The organism is Clostridium sp. LXY-7 (assembly GCF_056172015.1).
The window spans coordinates 1,060,717-1,075,646 of record NZ_JBLLJL010000001.1; the positions used below are offsets into that span (position 1 = coordinate 1,060,717).

A 14,930-nucleotide genomic window follows, 5' to 3' on the forward strand; every position below is an offset into this window, starting at 1 on the left:
AACCTCCTTAAAGTGGTTATATTATATACTATTAAATTACCTTATAATTGGTACATTTATATAAAATACTCAGTGTTTTATTTAATAGTTGACATGATTACTCTGATTTGATAATATGAAAGTATAGTAAAGTACTCAACATTAAGGAATGATATATATGAAATTATCAACAAAGGGAAGATATGGAGTCAAGGCTATGGTTGACCTAGCAATTAACTATGGAAAAGAGCCTGTATCAATAAAGAGTATTTCCAGTAGGCAAAATATATCAGAATATTATTTAGAACAGCTATTCTCTGTGCTAAGAAAATCTGGACTTATAAAGAGTGTTAGAGGAGCAAATGGAGGGTATATTCTAGATAAAGCACCGCAAGATATTACAGTTTATGAAGTGCTAGAGGTTTTAGAAGGACCTATAGAGATATCTACTTGTTTAGATAGTCATGACTGTAACAATATTGATTGCTGTGCAACTAGGTTAGTGTGGAAAAAAATAAAAGACAGTATGGATTCGGTTACAAGGTCCATAACATTGCAAGATATTGTGGACGATTATTTAAATATGGCTAAACTAAAAGGAGTGAATTTCAATGAATAAACCAATTTATATGGACTATGCAGCTACAACCTTTACAAAACAAGAGGTTTTAGAGGAGATGTTACCATATTTTACTGAGTTTTATGGTAATCCGTCTTCAGTTTATTCAATTTCAAGAGAAACTAAAAAAGCTTTAGATAAAGCGAGAGATAGAGTAGCAAAGGCTATAAATGTGGATGCTAGCGAAATATATTTCACAGGTGGAGGATCTGAAGCAAATAACTGGGCTATAAAAGGAATAGCTTTTGCAAATAAGAATAAAGGAAATCATATAATTACAACTAAAATTGAGCATCATGCTGTATTACATGCATGTGAATATTTAGAGAAACATGGTTTTGAAGTAACTTATTTAGATGTAAATGAAGAGGGCGTAGTAGAAATAGAAGAATTCAATAAAGCTATAAAACATAACACTATATTAGTTACTATAATGATGGCGAATAATGAAATAGGATCAATACAACCTATTAAAGAAATAGGAGCCATCTGTAAAGAGAAAAAGATAGTATTCCATACAGATGCAGTTCAAGCGGTAGGACATATTGATGTAGATGTAAAAGAATTGAATGTGGATTTATTATCATTAGCAGCACATAAATTTTATGGACCTAAAGGTGTAGGAGCACTATATGTAAGAAAAGGTATTAGAATACACAATTTAGTTCATGGCGGAGGACAAGAAAAAGCTAGAAGAGCTGGTACAGAAAATGTAGCGGGAATAGTAGGACTTGGAAAAGCTATAGAACTAGCAGTGGAGAATTTACCTAAACATAAAGAGGAAATGACTAAACTAAGAGATAATCTAATAAATGGATTATTAGAAATACCATATTCAAGACTAAATGGACCAAGTGGAGAACAGAGATTGCCAGGAAACGCAAATATATGTTTTAGATTTATAGAGGGTGAATCTGTACTTCTAATGTTAGATGCTATGGGCGTTTGTGCATCAAGTGGTAGTGCGTGTACATCAGGGTCATTAGATCCATCTCATGTATTATTAGCCATTGGATTACCACATGAAATAGCACATGGTTCGTTAAGATTGAGTATAGGCGATAGAACAACTGAAGAAGAAGTAGATTATGTATTAGAAAAAGTTCCAGGTATTGTTCAAAGATTAAGAGATATGTCACCATTGTATGATGACTTTTTAAACGAGGAGGACAAATAATATGATATATAGTGATAAAGTAATGGATCATTTTACAAACCCAAGAAATGTAGGGGAAATCAAAGATGCAAGTGGTATTGGTGAAGTTGGAAATGCTAAATGCGGAGATATAATGAAGGTTTATCTTAAGATAGAAAATAATATAATAGTGGATGCTAAGTTTAAAACTTTTGGATGTGGTTCTGCTATAGCTTCTTCAAGTATGGCAACAGATCTTATAAAAGGAAAATCAGTTGATGAGGCATGGACTCTAACTAATAAAGCAGTTGCAGAGGCTTTAGATGGACTTCCACCAATAAAAATGCACTGTTCAGTACTTGCAGAAGAAGCAATACACAAAGCAATAAATGACTATAGGGAAAAGCAAGGATTAGAAGCTTGGAATTATGAAGAGCATGATGATATTCATGATCATGTACACGGAGAAGAATAGGTGATTAAATAATGAAGAAAAAAGTTATAATTGGCATGAGTGGAGGCGTAGACAGTTCTGTAGCAGCATATTTACTTAAAGAACAAGGGTATGATGTAATAGGAATTATGATGAAACTTTCTGATAATCCTGATTATGATGAAAATGATGGTGGATGTTGTTCGATTTCTGCAGCTAATGATGCTAGAAGAGTGGCTGATGTCTTAGATATACCATTTTATGTGTTAAACTTTAAGAGACCCTTTAAGACAAATGTTATAGATTATTTTGTAGATGAATATTTTGAAGGGAAAACTCCTAATCCATGTGTTATGTGTAATAAAACTGTAAGGTTTAGTGAGCTTTTAAGGAAAGCTAAGGAATTGGGTGTAGACTACATAGCCACAGGCCATTATGCTACAATTACAGAGGAGAAAAATAGATACATTCTAACAAAGTCCCAGGATGATAAAAAAGATCAAACATACATGCTTTATGGATTAACACAAGAACATCTAGCACATACTCTAATGCCTTGTGGAGAGTATTCTAAGACAGAAATAAGAGCTATAGCTGAAAAAATTGGGTTAGATGTATTTAGAAAAAGGGATTCTCAAGAAATATGTTTTATACCTGATAATGATCATGGAAACTACATTAAAGTATATGGTGGAAGAGTAGTAAAAGAAGGTAACTTTGTAGATAAAGATGGAAAAATCTTAGGAAAGCATAAAGGAATCATTTATTATACCATAGGACAAAGAAAAGGATTAGGTATAGCTTTAGGAAAGCCTACATATGTAATAGATATTATTCCGGAAAACAATGAAGTAGTGTTAGGTGAGGAAGAGGATATTTTTAAAACTACTTTAATAGCAAAAGATATAAATTTAATTCCTTTTGATAAGGTTCCAGGAACTATAACAGTAGAGGCGAAGGTTAGATATTCTGCTAAAACTTCCCCAGCTATTTTAACTCAAATAGATGATAATCATATCAGAGTAGAGTTTAAGGAAAAGCAAAGGGCTATAACAAAAGGACAATCTGTAGTTTGTTATATAGATGACTTAGTTGTGGGCGGAGGAATAATAGAACAGGTATTCTAGCATATTAATTGACAAGGATTTAGAATCAGATTTTTATTTTAATATAGAATTTTTATAATGATTAATTATCAATGTTCAATGTTCAATGTCCAATGAAAGAAGAAGCTCGTGTGGAGATTCTCTAGAAATTGCTTATTGACATTGACTATTGATAATTAATTTTTTAGTTGAAAACTTTCGTCTAAATTATGTTTATACTTATAAAAGTAATAATTTATTTTAAAAATAGAGGTGAAACCATGGAATATAGTGATAAGGTTTTAGAACACTTTTACGCCCCTAGAAATGTAGGTTCGCTGCCAAATGCAAATGGAATTGGTCAGTGTGGAGATGCAAAATGTGGTGATATAATGAAAATATATCTAGATATACAGGATAACATTATACAAGATGTGAAATTTATGACTTTCGGATGTGGTTCAGCAATAGCATCATCAAGTATAGCTACGGAACTTATAAAGAAGAAAACTTTAGAGGAGGCTTGGAGTATTACAAATAAATCTGTGATAGAGGCTTTAGATGGACTTCCAAGTGAAAAAATACATTGTTCTGTATTAGCAGAGCAAACAATTCATCAAGCAATAAACAATTATAGATTGGCTGAAGGGCTAGATAAGTGGAAAGATAAATACGAATAAGCTAGATAAGTATAAAATCTGTCACCATAGGGAAAAATAAGTATAGGATTTTCTATGGAGTGATTGAAATGGCAAAAAGTAGGGATTATATATATACAGATGTAACAGATATTAGTGGTAAAAAACTTGGATATATAAAGGATGTGTTATTAGATTTCAGTAAGGGTCAAGTAGTTGGATATAAAATTATTCCATATAAATTTATAGGAAAAGAGTTCAGTATATTAAAAGAACACATAGTTTATCATAATACAGAGGTAATAGTAAATAGCTTTACGAAAAAGGAATACTTAGATTTTTCAACTATTAAAAATATGTATGTTTTTGATGTGAACTCAAATTTTTTAGGAGTAGTTTATGAGATTTTATTTTCAGAAGAGGATTACAATATAAAGGGTATATGTATAAAAAGCAGTAATTTTTTCTTAGGATTTAGAGAAAGAAAAATTCTTTTAATAAAGGAATTGATATTGGGAGAGAAAAGCATAGTTTATATAGATAGGAAAAAAAATATAGAATGCAGTTGTTTACCTAGGATTAATTTAAAATTTAATTATAGGGAGAATGGGTTAGAATGAAAAAGAAAAAGACTATCTATAATATACTTTTTGTGCTTGGGATTCTAGTTATTATAGGAGCTATAATAATTGCAACTATTAAATTTCCTATATTCATTGAATTATTTGGTGTAATTATACTCTCTTTTGTAATATCCTATACTTTACGTCCTATATGTATATGGCTAGTAAAGCATGGAATAAATAGAAAACTGAGCTCAGCACTAATCATAATTGGATTAATTGTAGGACTAATCCTTATATGGGTTATATTAATACCAGCTATATATGCTCAGAGCTCTAATTTGAATGATACAATTAATGAAATTAAATATTATATACAAAGATTTTCCAGTAGGTTAGAGTATAGTGGAGAAAATGAAATATTAAATCAAGTATTGTCTACTGCTTATAGGAAAATGCAAATAATAATTTCTGGGTTAGCAACTAAAGTAATTGACAAAATTATAAATTTAGCAGGAAACTTAGCACTATTGCTCATAACTCCAACTTTAGCATACTTTTTTTTGAGTGATGGAGAAAATATATTTAATGGAATTATGAGGTTTGTACCAGGGAATAGTAAGGATATAGTAAGAAGAGTAATGTTTCATATTGATAAGGTTATGCAGCGCTATATAATTACTCAATTTGAGCTCTGTGGAATAATTGGAGTGTTAACCTATGTAGCATTGTTAATAAGTGGGGTAAAATATCCACTTATACTTGCTATAATAAATGCTATATTTAACATTATTCCATACTTTGGTCCAATTATAGGAGCTATACCTATTGTATTAATATCTTTAATCATCTCAACTAAAAAAGCAATTGTCGTAATTTTTTGGCTGTTTATTATACAGCAATTAGAAGGGGACATTATATGCCCAAAAGTTTTAGGTGAGAGTATAAGTTCTCATCCAATTACAGTATTACTATTATTAATTATTGGCGGAAGTATAGGCGGAATCATGGGAATGATTTTGATTGTTCCAATATGGGTCATGGCAAAAATCATATATGATGAAGTAGAATATTATTTATTTTAAAAGGCGTATTGACAATTTATAGAACCTTACATATAATTATAAAATATAACTTAATATGAAGTGATGATAAGAATGAGTAAATATGAAAAGCTTACAGAGAGGAAGTAGATGGTGTGAACTTCTAGTGGTACATATTGAAGCTATCTTTGAGCTATAATTAATTAAGAGGCACTATGTTAATCATGTAGTGTAATTAGGGTGGTAACGCGGATAAACTTTCGTCCCTTATTTATTAAGGGAGGAAGGTTTTTTTATTTTATCTTAATTTAGTTATTATCCTATTAATAGATAAATCAATGAAATGTGTATATCAGGAGGTAAATAATATGAATAAAATGGGTTTAAATGAAATTAGAGAGAGCTTTTTAAGCTTCTTTGAAAGTAAAGATCACTTAAGACTGGCAAGTTTTCCACTGGTACCTAAAAGTGATAAGAGTTTGTTATTAATTAATGCAGGAATGGCTCCTCTTAAGCCATATTTTACTGGATTACAAACTCCGCCGAATAAAAGGATAACTACTTGTCAGAAATGTATCAGGACTGGAGATATAGAGAACGTAGGAAAGACATCAAGACATGGTACATTCTTTGAAATGCTTGGAAACTTTTCCTTTGGAGATTATTTTAAAGAGGAAATAATTATTTGGGCTTGGGAATATGTAACAGACGTGTTAAAACTAGAAAAGAATAAGCTTTATGTTACTATTTATACTGATGATGATGAAGCCTTTGAAATTTGGACTAAAAAAACAGATATAGATCCTACTAGGATATTTAGACTTGGTAAAGAGGATAACTTTTGGGAACACGGAGCTGGTCCATGTGGTCCATGTACAGAGATTCATTATGATAGATCACAGGATTTACCGCAAATAGAAAATATAGATGAGTTTTTAAAAGCAAGTGATGATGATAGAATAATAGAATTTTGGAATCTTGTATTTACGCAATTTGATGGCGATGGAAATGGGAATTATGAGCGATTAGCAAACCCAAATATAGATACAGGAATGGGACTTGAAAGAATTGCAACTATAATGCAAGGTGTAGATAGTATTTTTGAAGTAGATACCATAAGAAAAATATTAGACCAAGTATGCAGTGTTTCAAGAGTTGTATATGGAAAAGAAAAAAAATCAGATATTTCTATAAGAGTCATTACCGATCACATAAGAAGTGTTACCTTTATGATTGGAGATGGCATACTTCCATCTAATGAGGGAAGAGGGTATGTTTTAAGAAGGTTATTAAGAAGAGCAGCAAGACATGGCAGACTTTTAGGAATTGAAGATATATTCTTATATAAGTTATGTGATATTGTTATAGAATGTTCTAAAGATGAATATAAAGAATTGGAAGATAAGAAAGATTACATTAAAAAAGTTATAAAGCTAGAAGAAGAGAGATTTAGAGAAACCATAGATTTAGGAATAGATATATTAAAAACATATATAGATGAAATGAAAAAAGAAAATTCTAAATTATTGGATGGAGAAAGGGCGTTTAAGCTTTATGACACCTATGGATTTCCAGTGGAGCTTACCCAAGAGATATTAGAAGAGAAAAATATAGATGTAGATTTAAATGGATTTAATATTGAGATGGAGAAGCAAAGAAATACAGCAAGAGCTGCAAGGTCAGAGTCTAATTATATGGGTAATGATGATGGAATTTTAAATGAAATACCTCAAAATATAGAAACAGAGTTTTGCGGATATGATTCTACTTCCTGCCAAGGCACTATATTATGCATAATAGGTGAAAAAGGCTTTGAAGAAGAAGTTAAAGTTGGAGAAAAATGTGCAATAGTTGTAGATAGAACTCCATTTTATGCAGAAATGGGAGGACAAATTGGAGATAGAGGAATAATCGAAAATTCTAAATTAAAAGCTATTGTTACAGATTGTAAGAAAAATATTGCTGGTAAGGTTATTCATTTTATAGAAGTTAAAGAAGGAAATATTAAAGTTAATGATAAAATAACACTTAAAGTAGATGAAATCAGAAGGCAGAACATTTGTAGAAATCATACGGTTACACATATGTTGCATGAAACATTAAAAGAAACCCTAGGAGATCATGTAAATCAAGCAGGTTCTTATGTGGATGGAGAAAGATTAAGATTTGACTTTACCCATTTTTCAGCGATGACAGAGGAACAGTTAAAAGAAGTAGAAAATAAATTAAATAGAGAAATAGTTAACGCTTATGAAGTAAAAACTGATGTTATGTCAATAGAAGAAGCAAAGGAAAAGGGTGCAGTAGCATTATTTGATGATAAATATAAAGAAGATGTTAGAGTTGTTTCTGTAGGTGATTATAGCAAAGAGCTTTGTGGAGGAACTCATGTTAAGAATTCAGGAGAGATTGGACTTTTTAAGATAGTTAGTGAAGCAGGGGTGGCTGCAGGAGTTAGGAGAATAGAAGCTATTACTTCTGAAAAGGCTGTAAATTATGTTGAAGAAAAGGAAAACATGATAAAAGAAATATGTGCTACATTAAAGTGTAATGAAAAAGAGATAATTAATAAAATAGCATCTTTATTGTCTAATGTTAAAGAAAAAGAAAAAGAACTACAAAATTTAAAAGAAAAACTTACAAATGGAATAGAAGATGAAATATTAGACAAAATAGTAGAGGTAAAGGGAGTTAAAGTGGTAGCTGCTGCTGTTAAGGATGTAGATGGTGAAATTTTAAGAAATCTATGTGATAAGCTAAGAAATAAAGTTTCAGAAGGTGTAGTAGTGCTTGGTAGTAGCATGGGAGATAAGGTTCAATTTGTTGCAATGGCTACCAAGGATGTTGTAGCAAGAGGGGTACATTGTGGAAAAATAATTAAAGAAGTTGCAACCATAGCCGGTGGTGGAGGTGGCGGAAGACCTGACATGGCTCAAGCAGGTGGAAAGTTACCAGAGAAGCTAGAAGAAGCTATTGCTAGTGTGGCTTCAGTTGTAGAAACTTTAGTAAAGTAGTATACTTTTTGTATATAATGCATTATAATATATCTAAGATAAATGGTAATTAAAGATTTTAAGAAGGTGATATAGTGGATAAGCAACATACAGTTCAGTTTGATGTAAATAAAGATAAAAAAGATATGACTAAGATAATATTAACTGACGTATATAAAGCTTTAAAAGAAAAGGGATATAACCCTGTAAACCAGTTAGTTGGATATCTCATATCTGGCGACCCAACCTATATAACCAACTATAATGGAGCAAGAGCATTAGTTAGTAAGCTTGAGAGAGACGATATATTAGAAGAAGTTTTAAAATCTTATCTCGATATAAAATAAAAATGCCTTTATAGGCATTTTTATTTTAAAGTTATAAGCAAAAAATCCTATTAACTTGTTTGAGGATTAAAATATATTTTAAGGAGCTAGGCAATGAGAATACTTGGTTTAGATATTGGTGATAGAACTATAGGAGTGGCTATAAGCGATCCACTAGGATTTACAGCACAAGGAATAACTACAATAAGACGTAAAAATGAAGAAATAGATATTGAAGAGATAAAGAAAATTTGTAGGGAATACAATGTGGAAACTATAATCTCAGGAATGCCTAAAAATATGAATGGAACCATTGGAGAGCAAGCTGAAAAAGTTAAAAATTTTTGTGCGATTCTAAAGGAGCATATTGATATTGAAATAAAATTTTGGGACGAGAGACTTACTACGGTTGCAGCGCATAAAGCTATGTTAGAAGCCGATATGTCGAGAAAAAAAAGAAAGACGTTGGTTGATAAAATAGCTGCTACATATATATTACAAGGATATTTAGATAGCATATATTAATATGAAGGAGGGAAGAAATGGATAACTTTTTAGAAAAAATAACATTAACTGATGAAGATGGGCAAGAAGTAGACTTTGATGTAATAACAAAATTAGAAGTAGAGACAGATGAATATTTTATAGTTACTTTATCTGATGAGGATAGTGATGAAGCCATAGCTCTTAAAGTTGTTAAAGGAGAAAATGGTGAGGAAATGTTCGAAACTGTAGAGGATGATGAGGAGTTTAGTATAGTTGTAGATGCTTATGAAACCTTATGTGAAGAAGGTCTAATATAGAGTATTAGCGTTTGTGAATTAAAAAATAGAGAGGGAAGTGTTGATTTAATGTCTAAGGAAATATTAGAAAATTTAAAAAATGTATTAAAAGATAAAGGATATAAATTAACCCCTCAAAGACGAGCGATTCTTAATGAAATTATAGACAATCAAGGATCTCATCTTACTACTGAGGAAATTTATGATTTAGTTAAGGTTAAATGTCCAGAAATTGGTCTTGCTACTGTATATAGAACGGTACAAATACTTGAAGATATGGGAGTAGTAAGTAAACTAGATTTAGATGATGGATGTAGTAGATATGAACTTTGTGAAGAGGACGATGGACATCAACATCACCATTTAATATGTAATAAATGTGGAAGGGTAATTGAAGTTGAGGGCGATCTTCTTGAAGAGTTAGAAAATATAATAGAAGAAAAATATAGTTTTATGATTGAGAATCATAGCGTTAAATTTTACGGTATATGCGATAATTGTCCCAGATAGAGAGCTATAATAGTATAGTTCTGTGAGTCAATTATATAAATGTGGAATGAATGTAGTATATATGGCAATAAAGGAGGGTAGAAATTTGAAAAAAGAAAGAGACAAGATTAAAATAATTCCACTAGGGGGATTAAATGAGATAGGTAAAAATTTAACTGTTGTAGAATATAAAAATGATATAGTAGTTATAGATTGTGGATTAAAATTTCCAGATGACGAAATGTTAGGAATTGATGTGGTTATACCAGATGTGACATACTTAGTGAAAAATGCTGATAGAGTAAGAGGTATATTCTTGACTCACGGGCACGAAGATCACATAGGAGCATTACCATATGTTTTAAAACAGTTAAATATTCCTGTATACGGAACTAAATTAACGCTAGGAATTGTTCAGAGCAAGTTAAAGGAACATGGATTATTATCAAGTGTTGAGCTAAAATGTGTTAAGGCTAAAGATATAATTAAACTTAATAATGTATCAGTAGAGTTTATTAAAACTAACCATAGTATTGCTGATTCAGTAGCTATAGCTATCCACACACCATTAGGAGTAGTTCTTCATACTGGTGATTTTAAAATTGATTTTACTCCAATAGATGGATGTGTAGCAGATTTAGCTAGATTTGCAGAATTAGGTAAAAAAGGTGTTACGGTTATGATGGCCGATAGTACTAATGTAGAGAGGCCTGGCTATACTATGTCAGAAAGCACTGTGGGAGAAACTTTTGAAAAGATATTCCATAATGCTAAAGGGAGAATTATAGTTGCAACATTTGCTTCTAATATACACAGAGTGCAGCAGATAATAACTGCTGCAAATAAATATGGAAGAAAAGTAGCATTATCGGGCAGGAGTATGGAGAATATTATAGCAGTTGCTATTGAACTAGGATATATAGATATTAATGAAGAATCATTAATTAGTATAGATGCTATTGGGAAATATCCTGATGATAAAATAGTAATGATAACAACTGGTAGTCAAGGAGAGGCTATGTCAGCACTTGCAAGGATGGCATCTTCAGAGCATAAAAAAGTTAATATTGCAAAGGGAGATTTAGTTATAATATCTGCAACACCAATACCAGGAAATGAAAAACTGGTATCAAAGGTTATAAATCAATTGTTTAAAAAGGGTGCTGATGTTATCTATGAAGCATTAGCTGATGTCCATGTATCTGGGCATGCTTGTCAAGAGGAATTGAAGTTGATGCAGACTTTAGTTAAACCTAGATTTTTCATACCAGTTCATGGAGAGTATAGGCATTTAAAGCAGCATGGAGAATTAGCTGTTAAGCTAGGACTGTCTGAAAAAAATGTTTTTTTAGGTGAAAATGGTGATGTTATAGAACTTAATAGAACTAGCATTAAAAAAACAGGTACAGTAGTATCAGGACAGGTATTTGTAGATGGCTTAGGGGTTGGAGATGTAGGAAATATAGTTCTAAGGGATAGAAAGCATTTATCTCAAGATGGTATACTAACAGTAGTAGTTACCATAGAAAAAGAAAGTGGAACAGTAATAGCTGGACCAGATATTATTTCAAGAGGATTTGTTTACGTAAGAGAGTCCGAGGATTTAATGGAAAGAGCAAGAGATATAGTGAAAGAAGCTTTAAAAGAGTGTGAAGAAAAACATATTACTGATTGGCCTACAATAAAAGGAAACATTAGAGAAGTTCTTAGAGCATATCTATATGAGAAAACTAAGAGGAGGCCTATGATATTACCTATTATAATGGAGGTATAAGTATATTATTAAGGTATTTTCAAAATAAATATTAGTAAATATACTTTCATTTGGTATTTAATATAGTTTTTATAACATTGACTTTTTTAAATCATAAGATTAGAATAAGAATAGTAAAAAAAAAGATTGGATACAAAAGTATCCAATTTTATTTTGTAATAAATAATAAAAAAAAATAATACTGGAGGAAAAATATGAATTTATATACAAGAGAAGATATAAGAAATATAGCTATAATAGCTCACGTTGACCATGGTAAAACAACTTTGGTAGATGCACTTTTAAAGCAAAGTAAGGTGTTTAGAGATAATGAAGTAGTTCAAGAGAGAGTAATGGATTCTAATGACTTAGAAAGAGAAAGAGGAATTACTATACTTTCAAAAAATACAGCAGTAATTCATAATGGAATAAAGATAAATATAATTGATACACCTGGGCATGCTGATTTTGGTGGAGAAGTTGAAAGGGTATTGAAAATGGTAGATAGTGTTCTACTTGTAGTAGACGCTTATGAAGGGGCTATGCCACAGACTAAATTCGTACTTAAAAAAGCACTAGAATTAAAACTTAAGCCTATGGTAATAATAAATAAAATTGATAAAAAGGATGAAAGAGCTGCCGAAGTTATTGACGAGATATTTGACTTATTTGTTGAACTTGGAGCAAGTGATGAGCAATTAGATTTTAAGATAATCTATGCTTCAGCAAGAAGTGGATTTGCTAAGGATGAATTAGAGAATGAATCTAAGGATATGGAACCATTATTTGAGGCCATTATACAAAATGTAAATCCACCGAAAGGCTATGTGGACGAGCCACTTCAAATGCTTGTAACTTCTATAGATTATAATGAATATGTAGGTAAAATAGGAATAGGTAAAGTCGAAAGAGGAGTTGTTAAGAAGAACCAAACTGTAGCACAGATAAGAAAAGATGGAAGCATAAAAAATGTTAAAATATCTAATCTTTATGTGTATGAAGGGCTAAAGAGAGTAGAAACAGAAGAAGCAAAACTGGGAGATATAGTAGCTATCTCAGGTATACCAGATATTAACATTGGAGAAACTATAGCAGATAATGCTAGTCCAGAAGCATTACCATTTGTAGATATTGATGAACCTACACTTAATATGAATTTTATAGTTAACAATTCACCATTTGCAGGACAGGATGGAGACTTCGTAACTTCTAGACATTTAAGAGACAGACTTATGAAAGAGCTTGAAACTAATGTAAGTTTGAGAGTGGAAGAAACAGATTCAGCTGATTCATTTAAGGTAAGTGGAAGAGGAGAGCTTCATTTATCTATATTAATTGAAACTATGAGAAGAGAAGGTTATGAGTTCCAAGTATCAAAACCAACAGTTATATATAAAAGAAATGAAGAAGGAAAATTGCTTGAACCTATCGAAGATTTAACTATAGATGTACCAGAAGAGTACATGGGAGTAGTTATGGAAAAATTAGGGCCAAGAAAAGCTGAAATGGTTAATATGACAAGTGCAATTAATGGATATACAAGATTAGAGTTTAAAATACCTTCTAGAGGATTAATAGGATTTAGAAACGAATTTATGACGGATACTAGAGGAAATGGTATAATGAACCATGTACTAGAAGGATATGAGGAATTTAGAGGAGATATTCCAGAGAGAAGTAGAGGATCTCTTGTAGTTTTTGAAGCAGGAGAGTCAATTACTTATGGATTGTTTAATGCACAAGAAAGAGGAAACTTATTTATAGGACCAGGAGTTCCAGTATATCAAGGAATGGTATGTGGAGAATGTTCAAGAGCTGACGATATAGAGGTAAATGTATGTAAGAGAAAACATTTATCGAACACAAGAGCATCTGGTTCAGATGAGTCATTAAAATTAGTTCCAGTTAATCCAATGTCATTAGAACAATGTTTAGAATTCATAGCTTCAGATGAACTTGTAGAGGTTACTCCTAAAACAATAAGAATAAGAAAAAGAATATTAGACCCAACCATGAGAAAAAGAGCTGCGTTAAAAAAGGCTTAATTAATTTTATATCATGAGGTGATGTTATGAGAAAAATCATAGGTATAATCATAGGAGTATTAATCCTTATTATGTTAGGCGGTTTTATATACTATAACTCAGTGACTAAAAATCCATTTACTGGAAATAGTGAATTTATGGTAGAAGTAAAAGAAGGACACTCCTTTTATGATGTAATTTATACTTTAGATAAAACGGGCAATATAAAAAGCACCACATTATCAAAGTTATATATTAAATTAAAGGATTTAAATGTAAAATTAGTGCCTGGAAATTTTAAAGTTCCTACTAATTCTACGATGGAAGAATTTATAGCTATATTAGAGAGTTCTGATTTGGATGAGAGCACTGTTAGTGTAACTATACCAGAAGGATATGATATAGAAGCTATGGCAAAACTTTTTGAAGAAAAAGGTTTATTTTCTAAGGATGAATTTACAAAAGCTGTGAAGGAATTTGAAACACCAAATTATATATCTAAAGTTGAAGGACAAAAATATGCTATGGAGGGATTTTTATTTCCTGATACTTATAAGATAGTAAAGGGAGAAACACCGACAGAAGTTATATCTATGATGAATAAAAGGTTTGATGAGATTATTAAAGATGTAGCAGAATCATCTCAAAAAGAAATTAAGGATATTTATAGAACTGTTTCTATGGCTTCCATTGTTGAGAAAGAAGCTGTAGCTGAAGGAGAAAGACCTATAGTAGCATCTGTTTTTTATAATAGATTAGGAATAAATATGAAATTTCAATCTTGTGCTACAGTATTATATTCATTAGGTGAATATAAAGAAAAGTTATATGAGAAAGACCTAGAAGTACAATCTCCATATAACACTTATTTAGTAGATGGATATCCTATAGGACCTATTTGTTCGCCAGGGAAATCATCTTTAATGGCAGCTGTGAATCCACAAGACACAAACTATTTATATTTTGTTGCTAACAATGATGGAACGCATTTCTTTACAGATGATTATAGTGAATTTTTAAAAGTGAAAGAGAAAACACAAGGATTTTAGCAGTAGTTATAAGTTCAAA

Annotated in this window: 15 protein-coding genes and 1 other annotated feature; all 15 genes read left to right on the forward strand. The window is 31.1% G+C overall.

Annotated features, from left to right (window positions below):
- Positions 1-157 precede the first annotated feature (157 nt).
- The 15 genes from ACI48Q_RS05005 to mltG all read left to right on the forward strand — a co-directional run bounded on the left by ACI48Q_RS05005 (position 158) and on the right by mltG (position 14,911).
- Positions 158-598 carry an RrF2 family transcriptional regulator gene (locus tag ACI48Q_RS05005; protein WP_474917944.1) on the forward strand — a complete coding sequence of 147 codons (441 nt, stop codon included), beginning with the start codon at positions 158-160 and terminating at the stop codon, positions 596-598.
- Complete coding sequence (gene nifS / locus ACI48Q_RS05010; protein WP_474917945.1) at positions 591-1,775, forward strand: cysteine desulfurase NifS; 1,185 nt, start codon at positions 591-593, stop codon at positions 1,773-1,775. The genes ACI48Q_RS05005 and nifS overlap by 8 nt, the downstream gene beginning before the upstream one ends.
- Before the next feature lies 1 nt (position 1,776).
- Entirely contained in the window at positions 1,777-2,208 is a 432-nt protein-coding gene (gene nifU, locus ACI48Q_RS05015; RefSeq protein ID WP_474917946.1) for a Fe-S cluster assembly scaffold protein NifU, read from the forward strand.
- Between the two features lie 11 nt (positions 2,209-2,219).
- Positions 2,220-3,293 carry a tRNA 2-thiouridine(34) synthase MnmA gene (gene mnmA, locus ACI48Q_RS05020; protein ID WP_474917947.1) on the forward strand — a complete coding sequence of 358 codons (1,074 nt, stop codon included), beginning with the start codon at positions 2,220-2,222 and terminating at the stop codon, positions 3,291-3,293.
- A 239-nt stretch (positions 3,294-3,532) separates the two neighbouring features.
- The gene (gene nifU / locus ACI48Q_RS05025) at positions 3,533-3,931 is read left to right on the forward strand and encodes a Fe-S cluster assembly scaffold protein NifU (RefSeq protein ID WP_474917948.1); all 399 of its coding nucleotides are present in this window, start codon (positions 3,533-3,535) and stop codon (positions 3,929-3,931) included.
- A 68-nt stretch (positions 3,932-3,999) separates the two neighbouring features.
- Positions 4,000-4,509, forward strand: coding sequence for a PRC-barrel domain-containing protein (locus ACI48Q_RS05030; protein ID WP_474917949.1), 510 nt, complete (start codon positions 4,000-4,002; stop codon positions 4,507-4,509).
- On the forward strand, positions 4,506-5,537 hold the full coding sequence (locus ACI48Q_RS05035) for an AI-2E family transporter (RefSeq protein ID WP_474917950.1): 1,032 nt from the start codon (positions 4,506-4,508) through the stop codon (positions 5,535-5,537). Before ACI48Q_RS05030 ends, ACI48Q_RS05035 begins: the two co-directional genes overlap by 4 nt.
- A gap of 54 nt (positions 5,538-5,591) precedes the next feature.
- Positions 5,592-5,766 (forward strand) — a binding site (T-box leader).
- 97 nt (positions 5,767-5,863) lie between these two features.
- Positions 5,864-8,509 carry an alanine--tRNA ligase gene (gene alaS / locus ACI48Q_RS05040; RefSeq protein ID WP_474917951.1) on the forward strand — a complete coding sequence of 882 codons (2,646 nt, stop codon included), beginning with the start codon at positions 5,864-5,866 and terminating at the stop codon, positions 8,507-8,509.
- A gap of 71 nt (positions 8,510-8,580) precedes the next feature.
- Complete coding sequence (locus ACI48Q_RS05045; RefSeq protein ID WP_474918336.1) at positions 8,581-8,835, forward strand: IreB family regulatory phosphoprotein; 255 nt, start codon at positions 8,581-8,583, stop codon at positions 8,833-8,835.
- A 93-nt stretch (positions 8,836-8,928) separates the two neighbouring features.
- Positions 8,929-9,339, forward strand: a complete 411-nt coding sequence (gene ruvX, locus ACI48Q_RS05050) for a Holliday junction resolvase RuvX (protein WP_474917952.1) — start codon at positions 8,929-8,931, stop codon at positions 9,337-9,339.
- A gap of 17 nt (positions 9,340-9,356) precedes the next feature.
- Positions 9,357-9,617, forward strand: coding sequence for a DUF1292 domain-containing protein (locus tag ACI48Q_RS05055; protein WP_474917953.1), 261 nt, complete (start codon positions 9,357-9,359; stop codon positions 9,615-9,617).
- A gap of 48 nt (positions 9,618-9,665) precedes the next feature.
- Positions 9,666-10,106, forward strand: coding sequence for a Fur family transcriptional regulator (locus ACI48Q_RS05060; RefSeq protein ID WP_474917954.1), 441 nt, complete (start codon positions 9,666-9,668; stop codon positions 10,104-10,106).
- Positions 10,107-10,191: 85 nt separating this feature from the next.
- The gene (locus ACI48Q_RS05065; protein WP_474917955.1) at positions 10,192-11,859 is read left to right on the forward strand and encodes a ribonuclease J; all 1,668 of its coding nucleotides are present in this window, start codon (positions 10,192-10,194) and stop codon (positions 11,857-11,859) included.
- A gap of 194 nt (positions 11,860-12,053) precedes the next feature.
- Entirely contained in the window at positions 12,054-13,883 is a 1,830-nt protein-coding gene (gene typA / locus ACI48Q_RS05070; RefSeq protein WP_474917956.1) for a translational GTPase TypA, read from the forward strand.
- Positions 13,884-13,909: 26 nt separating this feature from the next.
- Positions 13,910-14,911, forward strand: a complete 1,002-nt coding sequence (mltG, locus tag ACI48Q_RS05075; RefSeq protein ID WP_474917957.1) for an endolytic transglycosylase MltG — start codon at positions 13,910-13,912, stop codon at positions 14,909-14,911.
- Positions 14,912-14,930 lie beyond the last annotated feature (19 nt).

Excerpts from the sequence above, each read along its gene's own strand:
- ACI48Q_RS05055 (WP_474917953.1), top strand. The coding sequence starts at position 9,357 with ATGGATAACTTTTTAGAAAAAATAACATTAACTGATGAAGATGGGCAA.
- ACI48Q_RS05035 (WP_474917950.1), top strand. The coding sequence starts at position 4,506 with ATGAAAAAGAAAAAGACTATCTATAATATACTTTTTGTGCTTGGGATT.
- alaS (WP_474917951.1), top strand. The coding sequence starts at position 5,864 with ATGAATAAAATGGGTTTAAATGAAATTAGAGAGAGCTTTTTAAGCTTC.
- ACI48Q_RS05030 (WP_474917949.1), top strand. The coding sequence starts at position 4,000 with ATGGCAAAAAGTAGGGATTATATATATACAGATGTAACAGATATTAGT.
- nifS (WP_474917945.1), top strand. The coding sequence starts at position 591 with ATGAATAAACCAATTTATATGGACTATGCAGCTACAACCTTTACAAAA.
- ACI48Q_RS05060 (WP_474917954.1), top strand. The coding sequence starts at position 9,666 with ATGTCTAAGGAAATATTAGAAAATTTAAAAAATGTATTAAAAGATAAA.
- nifU (WP_474917946.1), top strand. The coding sequence starts at position 1,777 with ATGATATATAGTGATAAAGTAATGGATCATTTTACAAACCCAAGAAAT.
- ruvX (WP_474917952.1), top strand. The coding sequence starts at position 8,929 with ATGAGAATACTTGGTTTAGATATTGGTGATAGAACTATAGGAGTGGCT.
- typA (WP_474917956.1), top strand. The coding sequence starts at position 12,054 with ATGAATTTATATACAAGAGAAGATATAAGAAATATAGCTATAATAGCT.
- ACI48Q_RS05005 (WP_474917944.1), top strand. The coding sequence starts at position 158 with ATGAAATTATCAACAAAGGGAAGATATGGAGTCAAGGCTATGGTTGAC.
- mltG (WP_474917957.1), top strand. The coding sequence starts at position 13,910 with ATGAGAAAAATCATAGGTATAATCATAGGAGTATTAATCCTTATTATG.
- nifU (WP_474917948.1), top strand. The coding sequence starts at position 3,533 with ATGGAATATAGTGATAAGGTTTTAGAACACTTTTACGCCCCTAGAAAT.
- mnmA (WP_474917947.1), top strand. The coding sequence starts at position 2,220 with ATGAAGAAAAAAGTTATAATTGGCATGAGTGGAGGCGTAGACAGTTCT.